At 61.6% G+C, this 15,691-nt stretch carries 15 protein-coding genes; 6 read left to right on the top strand and 9 right to left on the bottom strand.

Annotated features, from left to right (window positions below; all coding sequences use genetic code 11):
• Positions 1 to 79: 79 nt before the first annotated feature.
• Positions 80 to 895 (top strand): substrate-binding periplasmic protein, encoded by an 816-nt coding sequence (locus PMI26_RS12800; protein WP_007975447.1) that lies wholly within the window; start codon positions 80 to 82, stop codon positions 893 to 895.
• A gap of 222 nt (positions 896 to 1,117) precedes the next feature.
• Complete coding sequence (locus PMI26_RS12805; protein WP_007975446.1) at positions 1,118 to 2,980, top strand: DEAD/DEAH box helicase; 1,863 nt, start codon at positions 1,118 to 1,120, stop codon at positions 2,978 to 2,980.
• A 150-nt stretch (positions 2,981 to 3,130) separates the two neighbouring features.
• Here the strand turns inward: PMI26_RS12805 and PMI26_RS12810 are convergent, their stop codons facing one another.
• The 3 genes from PMI26_RS12810 to PMI26_RS12820 form a co-directional block, all read right to left on the bottom strand.
• The gene (locus PMI26_RS12810) at positions 3,131 to 3,718 is read right to left on the bottom strand and encodes a YceI family protein (protein WP_007975445.1); all 588 of its coding nucleotides are present in this window, start codon (positions 3,716 to 3,718) and stop codon (positions 3,131 to 3,133) included.
• A 32-nt stretch (positions 3,719 to 3,750) separates the two neighbouring features.
• Positions 3,751 to 4,302: a cytochrome b gene (locus tag PMI26_RS12815; RefSeq protein ID WP_007975444.1), complete on the bottom strand. Its 552-nt coding sequence runs from the start codon at positions 4,300 to 4,302 to the stop codon at positions 3,751 to 3,753.
• A 263-nt stretch (positions 4,303 to 4,565) separates the two neighbouring features.
• Positions 4,566 to 6,332, bottom strand: coding sequence for an FAD-dependent oxidoreductase (locus PMI26_RS12820; RefSeq protein WP_007975442.1), 1,767 nt, complete (start codon positions 6,330 to 6,332; stop codon positions 4,566 to 4,568).
• A gap of 223 nt (positions 6,333 to 6,555) precedes the next feature.
• On the opposite strand from PMI26_RS12820, the gene PMI26_RS12825 reads away from it, so the two are divergent.
• Positions 6,556 to 7,962, top strand: a complete 1,407-nt coding sequence (locus PMI26_RS12825) for an adenosylmethionine--8-amino-7-oxononanoate transaminase (RefSeq protein WP_007975440.1) — start codon at positions 6,556 to 6,558, stop codon at positions 7,960 to 7,962.
• Between the two features lie 200 nt (positions 7,963 to 8,162).
• Positions 8,163 to 8,882, top strand: coding sequence for a 16S rRNA (uracil(1498)-N(3))-methyltransferase (locus tag PMI26_RS12830; RefSeq protein ID WP_007975439.1), 720 nt, complete (start codon positions 8,163 to 8,165; stop codon positions 8,880 to 8,882).
• A gap of 116 nt (positions 8,883 to 8,998) precedes the next feature.
• On the opposite strand, the gene PMI26_RS12835 is transcribed toward PMI26_RS12830, so the two are convergent.
• Genes PMI26_RS12835 through PMI26_RS12845 form a run of 3 tightly spaced genes read right to left on the bottom strand, consistent with a single transcriptional unit; the run spans position 8,999 to position 11,550 of the window.
• Complete coding sequence (locus PMI26_RS12835) at positions 8,999 to 9,901, bottom strand: transporter substrate-binding domain-containing protein (RefSeq protein WP_007975438.1); 903 nt, start codon at positions 9,899 to 9,901, stop codon at positions 8,999 to 9,001.
• Between the two features lie 29 nt (positions 9,902 to 9,930).
• Positions 9,931 to 10,281 (bottom strand): RidA family protein, encoded by a 351-nt coding sequence (locus tag PMI26_RS12840; protein WP_007975437.1) that lies wholly within the window; start codon positions 10,279 to 10,281, stop codon positions 9,931 to 9,933.
• A 27-nt stretch (positions 10,282 to 10,308) separates the two neighbouring features.
• Positions 10,309 to 11,550, bottom strand: coding sequence for a D-amino acid dehydrogenase (locus PMI26_RS12845; RefSeq protein ID WP_007975436.1), 1,242 nt, complete (start codon positions 11,548 to 11,550; stop codon positions 10,309 to 10,311).
• A 109-nt stretch (positions 11,551 to 11,659) separates the two neighbouring features.
• Here PMI26_RS12845 and PMI26_RS12850 point away from each other — a divergent pair, with 109 nt between their 5' ends.
• Positions 11,660 to 12,577 (top strand): LysR family transcriptional regulator, encoded by a 918-nt coding sequence (locus PMI26_RS12850; RefSeq protein WP_007975435.1) that lies wholly within the window; start codon positions 11,660 to 11,662, stop codon positions 12,575 to 12,577.
• On the opposite strand, the gene trhA is transcribed toward PMI26_RS12850, so the two are convergent.
• Positions 12,574 to 13,191, bottom strand: coding sequence for a PAQR family membrane homeostasis protein TrhA (gene trhA / locus PMI26_RS12855; protein WP_007975433.1), 618 nt, complete (start codon positions 13,189 to 13,191; stop codon positions 12,574 to 12,576). The genes PMI26_RS12850 and trhA overlap by 4 nt on opposite strands.
• A 239-nt stretch (positions 13,192 to 13,430) precedes the next feature.
• On the opposite strand from trhA, the gene PMI26_RS12860 reads away from it, so the two are divergent.
• Complete coding sequence (locus PMI26_RS12860; RefSeq protein WP_007975432.1) at positions 13,431 to 14,345, top strand: LysR family transcriptional regulator; 915 nt, start codon at positions 13,431 to 13,433, stop codon at positions 14,343 to 14,345.
• Between the two features lie 111 nt (positions 14,346 to 14,456).
• On the opposite strand, the gene madM is transcribed toward PMI26_RS12860, so the two are convergent.
• Together madM and madL are read right to left on the bottom strand one after the other, a co-directional pair.
• Complete coding sequence (gene madM / locus PMI26_RS12865) at positions 14,457 to 15,221, bottom strand: malonate transporter subunit MadM (RefSeq protein WP_007975431.1); 765 nt, start codon at positions 15,219 to 15,221, stop codon at positions 14,457 to 14,459.
• A gap of 1 nt (position 15,222) precedes the next feature.
• On the bottom strand, positions 15,223 to 15,639 hold the full coding sequence (madL, locus tag PMI26_RS12870) for a malonate transporter subunit MadL (protein WP_007975430.1): 417 nt from the start codon (positions 15,637 to 15,639) through the stop codon (positions 15,223 to 15,225).
• Between the last annotated feature and the right edge of the window lie 52 nt (positions 15,640 to 15,691).

The raw sequence follows: 15,691 nt of genomic DNA, 5'->3' as shown, positions 1-15,691 counted from the left end.
ATGTGCAGCAATCCACCGAGTTAGAGCATCTGCGGTGAGTTTCTGGCTCTTTCCGGTTTCTCGTCGTAATCTCAAGCCCATGCCTTTGATCACGCAGTTAATCGCCGTACTTGCCTTCACTTGCCTGAGCTTCGCCGCCCGGGGCGAGAAGTTGCGCATTGTCACGGAGCCGTGGGCGCCTTATGTGTACGAGGACAACGGCAAGTCACTGGGCCTGGACTACGAAACCACCGCCATTGTCTTCAACCGCCTGGGCATCGAAGTGGAGTGGCAGTTCCTGCCATGGAAACGCTGCCTGTCGATGCTTGAATCAGGCCAGGCCGACGGCGCGCTGGACATCTTTCACAGCGATGAGCGTGATGCGACCCTTCTCTACCCCAGCGAACCGCTGTCTGAAGTGCAGTTCGTGTTGTTCTACGCCAATGACCGGCCCCATCCGTTTCGCACCCTTGATGACTTGCGCGGCCTGACCATCGGCACCTCGCCGGGTTACCTGTACAGCAAGGACTTCAGCGACTCCACGCTGTTCACTCGCGAGCCGGCGCCCACCCACGAAGCCAACTTCGGCAAACTGCTGCGCGGGCGGATTGACCTGTTGATTACCGACCGCCGGGTCGGCCAGCATTTGCTCGATGAACTGGGCATCCGCGACAAGATCACCGAAAACCCGACGATCATCAGCCAGCAAAGCCAGTTTCTCGCGGTGCGGCGCAATGCGGGCATGGACTTGCTGGTGCAACGTTTCGGTGCCGAACTCAAACGCTTCAAGCGCGAGCCCGCCTACGCCGAACTGAGTGCCCGCTATGGCGCGGAACCGGCCGTCAACATGAAAACTGAAAAGACCACGGCCGCCACGGAAAAAACCGTTGAGCAGCAGGAAAGCGGCGCGCAGTGATTGCTCTGTTATACTCCGGCCTTCCCGCCAGGCTCACGCCCGGACGCCCGGAATCGTTAAAGGCATCTCAACCCCGCTACTGCGCAGCTTTCAGCCCGCGCGAGCGCTTGCAGACGAGCCTTCGAGACCCAGCAGGACCGGACGGGATTGCGTCCTCTTAAACGCCATTCGCGCCAGGCAAGACTCCCATTGGGCCAAGCCCTAACTAAAACAGGATTACTCATGTCCTTTGCTTCCCTCGGTCTCTCCGAGGCTTTAGTCCGCGCCATCGAGGCAGCGGGCTATACCGAGCCTACTCCGGTGCAACAGCGGGCCATTCCCGCCGTGTTGCAAGGTCGCGACCTGATGGTCGCGGCACAGACAGGTACTGGTAAAACCGGCGGTTTCGCCCTTCCGATCCTGGAGCGGTTGTTCCCTAACGGTCACCCGGACAAATCCCAGCGTCACGGCCCGCGCCAGCCGCGCGTGCTGGTCCTGACCCCGACTCGCGAACTCGCCGCGCAAGTGCATGAAAGCTTCAAGGTCTATGCCCGTGACCTGAAGTTCGTCAGCGCCTGCATCTTCGGTGGTGTCGGCATGAACCCGCAGGTTCAGGCCATGTCCCGTGGCGTAGACGTGCTGGTGGCCTGCCCTGGCCGCCTGCTCGACCTGGCCGGTCAAGGCAGCGTCGATCTGTCCCACGTGGAAATCCTCGTGCTGGACGAGGCCGACCGCATGCTCGACATGGGCTTTGTCCATGACGTGAAAAAGGTCCTGGCCCGCCTGCCGGCCAAACGCCAGAACCTGCTGTTCTCGGCGACCTTCTCCAAGGACATCACCGACCTCGCCGGCAAGCTGCTGCACAACCCGGAACGCATCGAAGTCACGCCGCCGAACACCACGGTCGAGCGTATCGAACAGCGCGTATTCCGCCTGCCGGCCAGCCACAAGCGTGCCTTGCTGGCGCACCTGATCACCGCTGGCGCCTGGGAACAGGTGCTGGTGTTCACCCGCACCAAGCACGGCGCCAACCGCCTGGCCGAGTACCTGGACAAGCACGGCCTGAGCGCCGTCGCGATCCACGGCAACAAGAGCCAGAACGCCCGCACCAAAGCCCTGGCCGACTTCAAGGCCGGCACCGTGCGCATCCTGGTGGCCACCGACATCGCCGCCCGCGGCCTGGACATCGACCAGTTGCCACACGTGGTCAACTTCGAACTGCCGAATGTCGATGAAGACTACGTGCACCGTATCGGCCGTACCGGTCGTGCCGGTCGTTCGGGCGAGGCGATTTCGCTGGTCGCCCCGGACGAAGAAAAACTGCTGAAAAGCATTGAACGCATGACCAAGCAGAAAATCGCCGACGGCGACCTGATGGGCTTCGATGCAAGCACCATCGAGGCCGAAAAGCCTGAAGTGCGCGAACGACCGGACATGCGCAACCCGCGCAATCCGCGTGGCCCGCGTGGCGACGGCCCGAACGGCAGCGGTGGCGGCGGTGGTCGCAAGGACAAAGGCAAGGACAAGGGCAAGGAAAAACCGGCCGGCGAACGCGGCGAGCGCCCTGCCCGTCAGCAAAAGCCACGTGAAGGCACTCCGGCTCGCGAACAGCGTCCGAGCCAACCGCCACGTGCCGCCGCTGACCGTGCCCCGGACGAGTTCCTGGACGACGATATCGATAACTTCGGTAACCGCGTCGACTACGTACCGCAGCAGAAACCCGCGCAAGGCCGTGGTCGCCGTCCGGGTGCTCCGGCACAGGGCACCGCCGCAGGCACTCCACGTTCCGGCAAGCCACAAGGTCGCCAGAACGGTCCGCGCAACAGCGATGGCGCCAGCACCGGCACCCCGCCGGCCAAGCGTAACGGTCCTCGCAGTGGCGCACCGCGCGATGGCCAGGCCCGCCGCGAAGACTCACGCAATCGCCGCCCGGCCCGTGACGACCAGCCTCGTTCGGAACCGGCCGTGCAGAACCCGCGTGGCCCGGCACCGAAGATCATGCACAAGGAATCGAAAGCCGACCGCTTCCCGACACCTGAGCAGCTGGATCAACTGCCAAGCCGTCCTCGTGGTGAAAAACCGGCATTGCTGACCCGCAATCGCTGAGTTATCGCTGCAATAAAAAAATGCCCCGAACCGCAAGGTCCGGGGCATTTTTTTTGGCACACCAACCCGCTTGTGTAGGAGCATGTGTACGGCAATAAAAAACGCCCGCGCTCGGGGAGCAGCGGGCGTTTTTTTTGTCAGCGGCGAAAGTTATTTCGCTTTGACACCTTCGAAGCTCACGTACATCTCAACCGCATCGGACGATGGGCCCAGGTCTTTCTGCTTGCCGAAATCGGAACGCTTGAGGCTGAAAGTACCCTCAAAGCCTGCACGGTAGCCGCCCCATGGATCCTTGCCTTCACCCAGGAAAGTGGCCTTGACCACGATTGGCTTGGTTACACCGAGGATCGTCAGGTCGCCAGCCACGTCAGCAGTGTCCTTGCCAGCGGCGTTTTTGCCGGTGGGTTTGACGCTGGTGGAAACAAACGTGGCTTTGCTGGCGTTCAGGAAGTCTTTGCTGGCGATGTGCTTGTCACGCTCGGCGTTGTTGGTGAACACGCTGGCGGTGTTCACGTTGAACTCGATCTTGCTGTCTTCAGGCTTGGCAGCGTCGAAGCTGAACTTGCCGTCGATGTCCTTGAAAGTACCGGTGATGAAGCTGTAACCCAGATGGCTGATTTTGAAGTCGACGAAGGCATGCTGGCCTTCTTTGTCGACCACGTAGTCAGCGGCCATTACGTTACCAGCGGACAACAGGGCCGAACCGATTGCCAGAGCGGCCAGAGTCTTTTTCAACATGCTTTGTTTTCCTTGGGAGTCGAGGTTGAACTTCAGGCTTTGCGACCCAGCATTCGCTTGAGGGTCACATCACGGTCGATAAAGTGGTGTTTCAATGCTGCCAACGCATGGAGGCCGGAAAAAATTACCAGCACCCACGCCAGATAGAGGTGAATCGCGCCAGCGGTATCTGCCTGGTCCGGCAATCCGGATACCAGAGCAGGAACTTCAAACAAGCCAAACACCGGGATACCGACACCTTCTGCGGTGGAAATCAGGTAACCGGCAATCAACACGGCAAACAGACTGAGGTACAGAAAGCCATGACCGAACTTTGCGCCGAGGCGCGTCATGCGGCTGTAGCTGGCCAGGGTTGGCGGCGGCGGGCTGATGAAGCGCCACAGTACCCGCAGCAGCATCACACCCAGCACCACCAGGCCGATGCTCTTGTGCAGGTCCGGCGCATCTTTGCGCCAGGTGCTGTAGTAGTCGAGCCCGACCATCCACAACCCAAGCGCGAACAAACCGAACACGGCCAGCGCCACGCCCCAGTGCATGAGGATGCTGACCCAGCCGTAGCGGGAGGAAGAGTTACGTAGCTGCATTGCCTGGATCCTTGTAATTGCTGGCCCAAGAGTATCGAGTTATCTATCGAATTAAAGCGGAAAAATTTGCTTTGAAATATCGAAAAATACGATCAACAGTCTGAAGCCTGCGAGTTAAGGAAAGATTAAAGTCGAAATTGTGAGAAAAAGTGAATACAAACCAGAGAACACCTGTATCAAAAGATTTATTCGATTCTGGTCCCGGCTTTTTCCAGGCAAAAAAAAGCGCGACCCTTGAGCCGCGCTTTTTTTACGCCTGAACGTTACTGCGCCTTGGCATCCGTTGCCGGAGTCGCAGCCGGTTTAGCCACTGGCTTCTTGGCCGGCTCGGCTTTCTTGGCGGGTGCCTTGACCGGGGCTTTTTTCGCTTCGGTCTTGGCGGCCGGCTTGGCTGGTGTTTTGGCCGGAGCCTTCTTGGCTGGCTCGGTTTTTACCGGTGCCGCAGGCTTCGGTGCTTCCACCGGTGCCGGCGCGGCGGAGGCTGGCGCCGGAGCAGGTGTTGGCGGTGCAACAGGCTCAGGTGCCTTGGCCGGTTCCGGCTTCTTCTCGTCATCCGAGCCGCCGAACAGGTTGCTGAAGAAGTTGCCCTTCTTCGCCGCCACCGCACCAGCGCCTGCCGCAGCAGCCGCTGCCGGGGCTACTTTGGCCGGCTCGAACGACTTGCCCGCCGCCAGGTCTTCAACCTGGCTGGCTGCACGCTGACCGGTGCGCAGCGCGCCTTCCAGGGTGCCCGGATACAGGGTATCGGTGTGTTCGCCAGCGAAGGTTACGCGCTGAATCGGGCGTTCCCACAGACGCCAGAACTTGCTGATCTGGCCCGGGCCGAAGGCCAGGTAGGCGCCACCAGTCGACGGGTCAGTGCTGTAGCGACGGATTTCATAACCGGTGAACGAACCACGGGCCTGTGGATAGAACGCGTGCAGGCGGATCAACACCTGATCGACCATCTGCTTGTCGCCGAACGCCTGCATCACCCGCGCATTGTCGCCGGACAGGTTGATCACCACGTTGGCGCCACCCTTCAGGGCAGGCTCGATCCACAACATGCCCAGGCCGGTGTTGCTGTAGATCTCGCCGGACATGCGCGCCTTGCTTTCCCACACCGGCGTCTTGAACTTCAGCATGATCTGGTCGCGCCAGCCGTAGTTGGTGCCCTTGATCGCCGCCAGGTGCTGGGCGTCCAGCGCCGGGGTCATCTGGATCTTGTTCAGGGCGCGCAATGGCACGGCCAACACCACGTAGTCAGCCTGATAGCCAACGCCATCGACTTTGACGGTCACGCCGTCCTTATCCTGAATGATCGCCGAGACCGGGGAGTTGGTCTTGATGGTTTTCAACTGCTTGACCAGGGCCTGGGCCAGCACCGGGCTGCCACCGACCAGGCGCGAAGCACGCAGGTCACGATCGGAGACGCCACGGTAGACGCGGCTCTGCTGCGCGAAGTACAGCAGCGACAAGCGCGAAGGTTCGTCGTAGCGGGTACGGATCTGCTGGTTGATCAACTGGCGGGCGGTGGCCGGCAGGTTCTGTTTGTCGAGCCAGCTCGACACGTTGACTTGATCCAGCGCGTGCAAGGTGTTGTTGGCGGCCGGGTTCTGCGGGTCATCGATCGAGCGCGCCAGATCATCCAGGGTCTTTTCGTAGCGCTTGAGCGCCTCGGCGGTGGCCGGTTGTTTGGTCGCCAGATCGGCGGCAGAGAAATACTCGCCATCGATCAGGTAGCCTGGGGTCCGCACGAATTCAGGGGCCGGCGTGGTGCTCAGCTTGAAGTTCGATACGTACTTGTTCAGCACCGGCTGGGTCTTGTCGTTGCCGATCCACTCGCTGGTGGCCATGCCGGAACGACCGCCCAGGCTTGACCTGGCTTCCAGCAGGGTGACCTGCCAGCCCTTGCTCTGCAGCTCGTACGCGGCAGTCAGGCCCGACAGGCCGCCGCCGATCACGATCGCGGTTTTATCCTTGGCCAGCGCAGACACGCTGAACAGCCCCAACACCACCAGCGCACAGGCGCGCAGCCAACCGACAGACATTCAGCGAACTCCGGAATCACACGAGGAAAACAGCAGTTTTTGCGAGCCAGACGGCTCAAGAAGCGCGAAGGATACGTCAGCTATCAGGCACCTGCCAGCAACGTCTATCGGCCAGGACAAAGTAGCTCTTTCGACACAATGGGTTGTCCCCGTGGCACGCATTGCATAGGCTTGCCCGATTGTTTGTCCGCGCAGGTCACGGACCGCCTCCAGGAGAGTGAAAATGGGCCTGAATAATCAGTGGATGCAACGCGATCTCGCCGTGTTGTGGCACCCCTGCACCCAGATGAAAGATCACGAACAACTGCCGCTGATCCCGATCAAACGCGGGGAAGGCGTGTGGCTGGAAGACTTCGAAGGCAAACGCTACCTCGATGCGGTCAGCTCCTGGTGGGTCAATGTGTTCGGGCACGCCAACCCGCGGATCAATCAGCGCATCAAGGACCAGGTCGATCAGCTCGAACATGTGATCCTTGCCGGTTTCAGTCATCAACCGGTGATCGAGTTGTCCGAGCGCCTGGTGAAGATGACGCCGGAAGGCCTGACCCGGTGTTTCTACGCCGATAATGGCTCGTCCTGTATCGAAGTCGCGCTGAAAATGAGCTTTCACTACTGGCTCAATCGCGGTCAGCCGGGCAAGAAGCGCTTCGTCACCCTGACCAACAGCTACCACGGCGAAACCATGGCGGCGATGTCGGTGGGCGACGTGCCGCTGTTCACCGAGACCTACAAGGCGCTGTTGATGGACACCATCAAAGTGCCGAGCCCGGACTGCTACCAGCGTCCCGAGGGCATGAGCTGGGAAGAACACTCGCGCAACATGTTCGCCGCGATGGAACAGACCCTGGCCGAGAACCATGACAGCGTGGCTGCAGTCATTGTCGAGCCGCTAATCCAGGGCGCCGGCGGCATGCGCATGTACCACCCGGTGTACCTCAAGCTGCTGCGCGAAGCCTGCGATCGCTACGGCGTGCACCTGATCCACGACGAAATCGCCGTCGGTTTCGGCCGCACCGGGACGATGTTCGCCTGCGAACAGGCCGGCATCCGCCCGGACTTCCTGTGCCTGTCCAAGGCCCTGACCGGCGGCTATCTGCCACTGGCGGCGTGCATGACCACAGACGAAGTCTACAGCGCCTTCTACGACGACTACCCGACCCTGCGCGCCTTCCTGCACTCCCACAGCTATACCGGCAACCCGCTGGCGTGCGCGGCGGCCCTGGCGACGCTGGACATCTTCGAAGAAGACAACGTCATCGAGAACAATAAGGCCCTGGCGCAGCGTATGGCCTCGTCGACGGTGCATCTGGTGGATCACCCGAACGTGTCCGAAGTGCGCCAGACCGGCATGGTGCTGGCCATCGAGATGGTCAAGGACAAGGCCAGCAAAGAGGCTTACCCGTGGCAGGAACGCCGTGGCCTGAAGGTGTTCCAGCACGCCCTGGAGCGCGGTGCTTTACTGCGCCCATTGGGCAGCGTGGTGTATTTCCTGCCGCCGTACGTGATCACCCCGGAACAGATCGACTTCCTGGCCGAAGTGGCCAGTGAAGGGATCGACATCGCCACCCGTGACAGCGTCAGCGTGGCGGTGCCGAAGGACTTCCATCCGGGGTTCCGTGATCCGGGCTAAGGCCAACGGAGAACCCTTGTGGCGAGGGGGCTTGCCCCCGTTGGGTCGCGTAGCGACCCCAAATTCGGCAATTGCGTTACATCAGTTAAAACGCAATGGCCGATTTACGACTGCTTCGCAGCCGAACGGGGGCAAGCCCCCTCGCCACAGAGGCCCGTCAGCCACAAATGCGACTCCGATCCAATTTTTAGAGATTCATCATGAGACTGTCCCGCTTCTTCATCGACGCCCCCCTGAGCACCGGCGAGCACGAGTTGCCCGAAGCCCAGGCCCATTACATCAGCCGTGTGCTGCGCATGGCCGAGGGCGATGCGTTGCAATTGTTCGACGGCTCGGGCCAGGAGTTTCGCGCCCGGTTGGTCGAAGTCGGCAAAAAGCGCGTGGTGGTGCAGATTGATGAAAGCTTCACCGGGCAGATTGAATCGCCGCTGCAAATCCATCTCGGCCAGGGCCTGTCCCGGGGCGAGCGCATGGACTGGGCGATTCAGAAAGCCACGGAACTGGGCGTCAGCGAAATCACCCCGATCTTCACCGAACGCTGCGAAGTCCGGCTCAAGGACGAGCGCGCCGACAAACGCCTGCTGCACTGGCGTCAGGTGGCGATCAGCGCTTGCGAGCAATGCGGCCGTTCACGGGTACCGCTGATTCATCCACCGCTGTTGCTGGCTGACTGGTTGAAGCAGACGCAAGCCGAGTTGAAGCTGGTGCTGCATCCGGTGGCCGAACCGCTGGTGAGCCATGCCAAGCCTTCAAGTCTGGCATTCCTGATCGGCCCGGAGGGTGGTTTGTCCGATGCCGAAGTCGATCAGGCCAAGGCCGGCGGCTTCCACGCCGCCCGCCTCGGTCCACGAGTGCTGCGTACCGAGACGGCGCCGGTTGTTGCACTGGCGGTGGCTCAGCAGCTTTGGGGTGACTTCTAGGGCTTCATCGCGAGCAGGCTCGCTCCCACATTGGAACGCATTCTGTGGGAGCGGCGGTGCGGCGATCCGACTTGCTCGCGAATGGCCGCGACACGGTCTAGAGGCCGATCTGGCTGCTACTGCACCGGATCACTCACCGGTTTGGCAATGATCGCCTTGAGTTCGCTGGTCATCGGGAATTCAAGGTTCAAACCCTTCGGCGGGATCGGCTGCTCGAACCAGCGTTTGTAGATGCCATTGATCTCGCCCGAGCTGTACAGATCCGCCAACGCACCGTTGACCAGCGCCAGGAACTGCGGATCGTCCTTGCGTACCATGCAGCTGTAGATCTCCCGCGATTGCTCCTCCCCGACCACCACCCATTTGTGCGGGTCGTTGGCCTTTGCGCGCTCGCCATAGAGCAGCGCGTCGTCCATGTAGAACGCCACCGCCCGGCCCGACTGCAGCATCTGGAAGGCTTCGCCGTGGTCCTTGGCGCTGATCACGAACATGTCGATCTTGTGATCGACGTTGTAGCTTTTCAGGAAGCGCTCGTTGGTGGTGCCGGCGGTGGTCACCACGTTCTTGCCGCGCAGGTCAGCGAAGCTCTTGATCCCGCTGTCCTTCGCGGTCAGCAACTGGCCTTTGACGTAGATGAAACCATAAGAGAACGCCACCTGCTTCTGTCGTTCGGCGGTCACGCCGGTGGAGCCGCACTCCAGATCCACGGTGCCGTTTTGCACCAGTGGAATACGGGTCTGCGAGGTCACCAGGTTGTACTTCACCTTCAAGTCCGGCAGCGCCAGTTGCTGCTGGATGCGCTCGACGATCTTGCCCGCCAGATCCACCGAGTAACCCATCGGCTTGCCGCTGTGATCGCCCACATAGGAGAACGGCACCGAAGCATCGCGATAGCCCAGGGTGATGCTGTTGGCGCTGGCGATTTTGCTCAGGGTGCCGGTCAGCGGCGCTTCATTGGCTTGAACCTGACTGCCGAGCAACAGGCCAAGCGTACAAGCGAGCAACGTGATTTTTTGCATTGTTATTCTCCGTTGTGGGTGTTGGTTTATCAGACGCGTGCAGCGATGACGGTGATTTCCACCAGCACCTGCGGACGGGCCAGTTCGGCCTGCACGGTGGTGCGGCTCGGTGCCTGCCCCGGCGATAGCCAGGCCGACCAGACCTCGTTCATCGCGGCGAAATCCTCGGTGATGTTCTTCAGGTAAATGGTCGCACTGAGCAGATGATCCTTGTCGCTGCCCGCCTCGGCCAGCAAGGTATCGATTTTCGCCAGCACTTCACGGGTCTGGCCGCTGGCATCCCGGGCATCGCCCGGCACCTGCCCGGAGAGAAACACCAGGTCGCCAAAGGTCACGGCGCCAGACAGGCGCGGGTTGCTGTGCAGTCGGGTAATGGTCATTGCAGTGTCCTCTTCAGAAATCAGTATTCAGGCGGCCCGGTGGCTGAAACCCTGAAGGTCAATGGACGGCTGGCGCTCGCCGATCAGTTCGCTGAGCAAGCGCCCGCTGCCACATGCCAGGGTGAAACCCAGCGCGCCGTGGCCGAGGTTGAGCCACAGGTTGCGATACGCCGTCGCGCCCAGCAACGGCACGCCGCTAGGGGTGGCCGGGCGCATGCCAGCCCACTCGACGGCTTCGTCATAGGCGCCGGCATCTGGAAAGGTGTCATGGGCCTGACGCTTGATCAGCGCCAGGCGCTTGGGGTCCAAAGCAGGGTCGAAGCCGACAATGTCGACCATTGCCGCCACTCGCAATTGCTTGCCGATGCGGGCATAGACGATCTTGCGGTCGTAGTCGGTGATGCTCACGTCCGGCGCCCGGTGACCGGCGCCGATCGGCACGGTCAGGCTGTAGCCCTTGAGCGGATAAAGTGGCAGTTGCAGCCCGGGAAGCGCCAACAGCGGACTGCGGTGACCGGCGGCGATCACCAGTTGATCGACCGGCAGTACTTGCTCGCCCAGTTCGATGGCGTTGACGCTGCCGTTGCTGTGGCGGATGCCGGTTACCGCTTGCCCGAGACGAAACTCGCAACGGCCGGACGCTTGCAGCCGGGCGGCCAGTTGCTGGCAAAAACCGTGGCAGTCGCCCACCTCTTCGTCCGGGGTGTAGATCGCCCCGACAAAGGGCGCATCGATCAGCGCCGGTTCCAGTTGCGCGCATTCGGCCGGCGACAACACCTGCTGTTGCTGCGGGTCGGCCAGGCTCTGGCGCGCACGCTCGAAGCTGCTGTTCTGGCGGAAAGTCACCAGTTTGCCATTGCGCCGCCACTGGAATCCCGTCAGCCCATCGTCCTCGCGCCAGGACTTCAATGTGTCCTGGCTGAACAGCGCCAGGCGCAGCAGGTGCGAGGCGTTCTCGCGGTTGACCGAGCGCCGGCAGGCGCCGAGGAACGATGCCATCCAGCGCCACTGGGCCGGGTCAAAGCGCGGGCGCAGCTTCAATGGTGAGTCGCCGCGCAGCATCCAGCCAATGGCTTGTAAAGGCACACCGGCGTCGGCCAGGGGCGCGACATAGCGATAGGACAACTGGCCGCCGTTGGCGAAGCTGGTTTCGCTGCCCAGCGAATCCCGTGCCTCGACCACCGTCACTTCAAAGCCGTCGCGCACCAGCGCATAGGCCGTTGCCAGGCCAATCACACCGCCACCGATGATGCACACACGCTGAGCCATGTCCGTCCTTAAAACCGTTGTGAAGACGAGGCCAAGGTTAGAGCCAGGTGACAGACGTTGAACAATGCATAAAGATGGCAAACCCATAAACAAAGGTTATGGACTTGCCATGCGCCTTCGCCATATCGAGATTTTCCAGGCCATCCGCCAGACCGGTTCGATCAGCGCTGCCGCGCAATTGCTGCATGTCTCGCAGCCGGCGGTGAGCAAGGTGTTGCAGCACGCCGAGCAACAATTGGGTTTCCCGCTGTTCCTGCGGGTACGCGGCAAGTTGCAGGCGACGCCGGAAGCGCTGGAGCTGGAGCGTGAAGTGGACAAGGTCAGTGAAAGCCTGCAAGGCGTGCGACGCCTGGCGCAGAGCCTGCGCCGCGAACCGGGCCACAGCCTGCGCATCGGTGCCACCCCGGCGCTTGCCCTGTCGTTGCTGCCGCCGGCCATTCACGAATGGACCGGGCGTTACCCGGACATCGCTTGCGAACTCTCCAGTGCCCACAGTCGCGAACTGGTGCAGAACCTGTTGATGCGCGAAGTGGATGTCGCCCTGACCCTGCAACGCCCGGATCACCCGGGGCTCAAGGCCCAGGCGCTGGCGTCCGGCGTGCTGGTGGCGCTGGCGCCGAGTGGTTACTGGCCTCAGGAAGAGGTGGGTAAACCGTTGCCGCTGATGGCGCTGGCGGATGCGCCGCTGATCGGCTTGTCCAGCGCCGACCCACTGGCCGCGCGGCTCGACAGTTACCTGGAAGCGGTCGAACCGCCGCCCCGGGTACGCATCGCCGTGCAAACCTACTCACTGGCACGGGCGATGGTGGAATCCGGCGCGGGCTTGGCGGTGATCGATCCGTTCACTGCCCTTGGCGCCTCTCCCGCCAACACAATGATCCGCCCTCTGGCACCGCCGTTACCCATCACCCTGTACGCAGTGACCCGTGCCGCCGAACCGCCGCCCCATACCTTGAACGACCTGTTGCAGGTATTCAGCCGCCGAGCCCGGGAGCAACTGGATCGGTTGGCCCCGGTACAGCCTTAAAGGACATAAAAGAAAATCGCCACAAAGTGCAGCAAGCTCCCGGCGATCACGAACAGATGCCAGATCCCGTGGGCATGGCGCAGGCGATGATCCAGGGCAAAAAAGATAATCCCCACCGTGTACAACACCCCGCCCGAGGCCAACCACGCAAACCCGGCGCCGCCCAGCGCCGCGAGCAGCGGCTTGACCGCCACCAGCACGATCCAGCCCATCACCGCATAAATCACGATCGACAGAATCCGCGCCTCCGAACGCGGCTTGATCTCTTGCAGGATGCCGATCAGCGCCAGCCCCCAGACAATCCCGAACAAGGTCCAGCCCCACGGCCCGCGCAGGGTCACCAGGCAGAAGGGCGTGTAGCTGCCGGCGATCAACAGGTAGATCGAGAAGTGATCGACCTTCTGCATGATCGCTTTCTTGCGCCCGCGCACGCTGTGGTACACGGTCGATGCGCTGTAAAGCACCAGCAAGGTAAAGGCGTAGATCGCCATGCTGACAATCTTCCACGGGCTGCCGTCGAGACTGGCCAGCACAATCAGCCACACCCCGCCGATAAACGCCGCCACCGCCCCGGCCAGATGCGTCCAGGCGTTCAGTCTTTCTCCGTGATACATGTGGTGCTCACCTCAAATTTCATCAGCGCAACGCGCAAGGCTCAGGCCTCAAGGTTAAAAGCGCAATCTTTCCGTATAGCGCAATCCCGTGTAGGAGCTGCCGAAGGCTGCGATCTTTTGATCTTCAGCAGCTTCAAGGGCAGCGAAAATCAAGATCAAAAGATCGCAGCCTTCGGCAGCTCCTACAACGCTCAGTGTTTAACGGGCACAATTGACCGATACCAAAAAGAGTCCGCCCCATGCTGATCGATGAAGAGTTGACCCTGAAAAAACTCGAGGTGTTCCTGGCCTTCATGCGTACCGGCAACCTGGCACGCGCCGCCGCCGAATTGCAGACCAGCAATGTCAGCGTGCATCGGGCGATCCATTCCCTGGAAAGTGCCTTGCGCTGCCCGTTGTTCAAGCACGAAGGCCGCAACCTCACACCGCTGGAAAGCGCTTACGTGCTGGAAGAGCGGGCGCAGAAGCTGATTCAGGATGTCGTCGAAAGCGTGCGCCTGACCCGCGAGGCCGCCGGGTTCTCGGCCGAGCGTTTCAAGTTGGGCTCGCTGTATTCGCTGACGGTGAAGACCGTGCCGCAACTGATCATGGGCCTGAAAATCCGCCGCAGCGAACTCAACATCGACCTGATTCTGGGCTCCAACATCGACCTGCTCTACAAGCTCAAGAACATGGAAGTCGATGCGGCCCTCGTGTCGCTGGACGAGAGTGTCAACGATCCGGATTGCGAGCAGATCCCGCTGTTTTCCGACGACATCTTCCTCGCCACCCCCGCCGATTCAAAGTTTGCCCAACGGACTGAAGTCGACCTGGCCGAAGTCCGCGACGAAACCTTCATCACCCTGACCCAGGGCTTCGCCACCCATCAGGACGGCAAGCGGGTATTCGAGCAGGCAGGGTTCGAGCCGAAGGTGGCGATGCAGGTCAACGACATCTTCACCCTGCTGAGCATGGTCAGTTCGGGCGTGGGTTATGCGTTGCTGCCGGGGCGGATTGCGGCGGTGTACGAGAACCGGGTGAAGCTGATCCCGTTGCAGGAAAAGTACCGCTTGCAGCAACACATTGGCGTGGTGTTCCTGAAGGCCAAGGAGCGTGATCCGAACCTGCTGGCATTGCTGGCGGAGTGTCGGATGTATGCCAATCGCCAGGCTTGAAACCGTGTCGCCCTCTTCGCGAGCAAGCCCGCTCCCACATTCGACCGCATTCCAAATGTGGGAGCGGGCTTGCTCGCGAAAGCGTCAGACCCGACAACTCAGCCCCTGAACCTAGCCCACAATCCCGCGAACAATGAAGAACAACAGCGAAGGCCCCAGCAGACAGCCAAGCCCGGTGTGGAACGTGGCCGTTAGCGCGCCATAAGGCACCAGGCGCCGGTCCGTCGCCGCCAAGCCGGCGGTCACGCCGCTGACCGTACCAGCCAACCCACCGAACACCATCGCCGAACGCGGGTTGTCCAGGCCCATCCAGCGCGCTGCCATCGGCGTGCCCACCATTACCAGGATCGCCTTGATCAGGCCGGTGGCAATCGACAGCGCCACCACATCGGAACTGGCGCCAATCGCGGCTCCGGTCACTGGGCCGACGATGTAAGTCACCGCACCGGCGCCAATGGTGGTCATGCTCACCGCATCGCGGTAACCAAATACCCAGGCCATGCACGCGCCGACGATAAACGGCAGCACAGTGCCCAACAGCAGCGCGATCACGCCGATCAAACCGGCCTTTCTCGCTTCCGTGGCCTGCACCTCGAATGCCGTGGCGACGATGGCGAAGTCCCGCAGCATGGCGCCACCCATCAGGCCGATGCCGGAAAACAGCGTCAAGTCCGCCAGGCCCTTTTGCCCGCCGGTCATCGTTCCGCCAACCCAGGCCAGCACCAGGCCAATGACGATGGCAATCGCCGAACCGTGGATGCGTCCGAAGGTCAGGCGTTTGGAGATCACCACTGACACCCACATGATCACGCCGACGAAGGCGAATGCGGTGACCAGACCGTTGTGTTCCAAACCGCTCTTGATCAGATCCCACATATCAGCGACCTCCTGCCGGTGCGCCAACCGGCGTTACATCCGCCGGTTCATCGGGCAAGGGTTCGCCTTTGTGGGTCCGGCTGATCAGGGCAATGGTGCAACCGCAAACCACCACCGAACCGATCGCCGCCAGCACCGCCACCGGACCACCGTGCAGCGCCGTGACCACGTTCTGTTGCGCCGCCATCGCCACCACCACCGGGATGTACATCGCGCCCCAGAAGCCGACGCCCATCTCGCACTCCCGGGTCATGCCGCCACGCCTGTGCATCCACAACCGTGCGCAAATCAGCAGGATCATCGCGATCCCGACGCCGCCGACGTTTGATTTCACACCCAGCAACACGCCGAGCATGTCACCCATGATCACCCCTGCCAGCGTACAGATCGCCAACAGCGCCACACCGTAAATAATCATTGTCGTAGTCCTCAAAGTGCATTTCGAATGTTGTTTTTGTTGTTCGAAGCCT

It is taken from the genome of Pseudomonas sp. GM33 (assembly GCF_000282295.1).
Taxonomy (GTDB): domain Bacteria; phylum Pseudomonadota; class Gammaproteobacteria; order Pseudomonadales; family Pseudomonadaceae; genus Aquipseudomonas; species Aquipseudomonas laurylsulfatiphila.
This window is presented reverse-complemented; position numbering and strand designations above follow the sequence as displayed.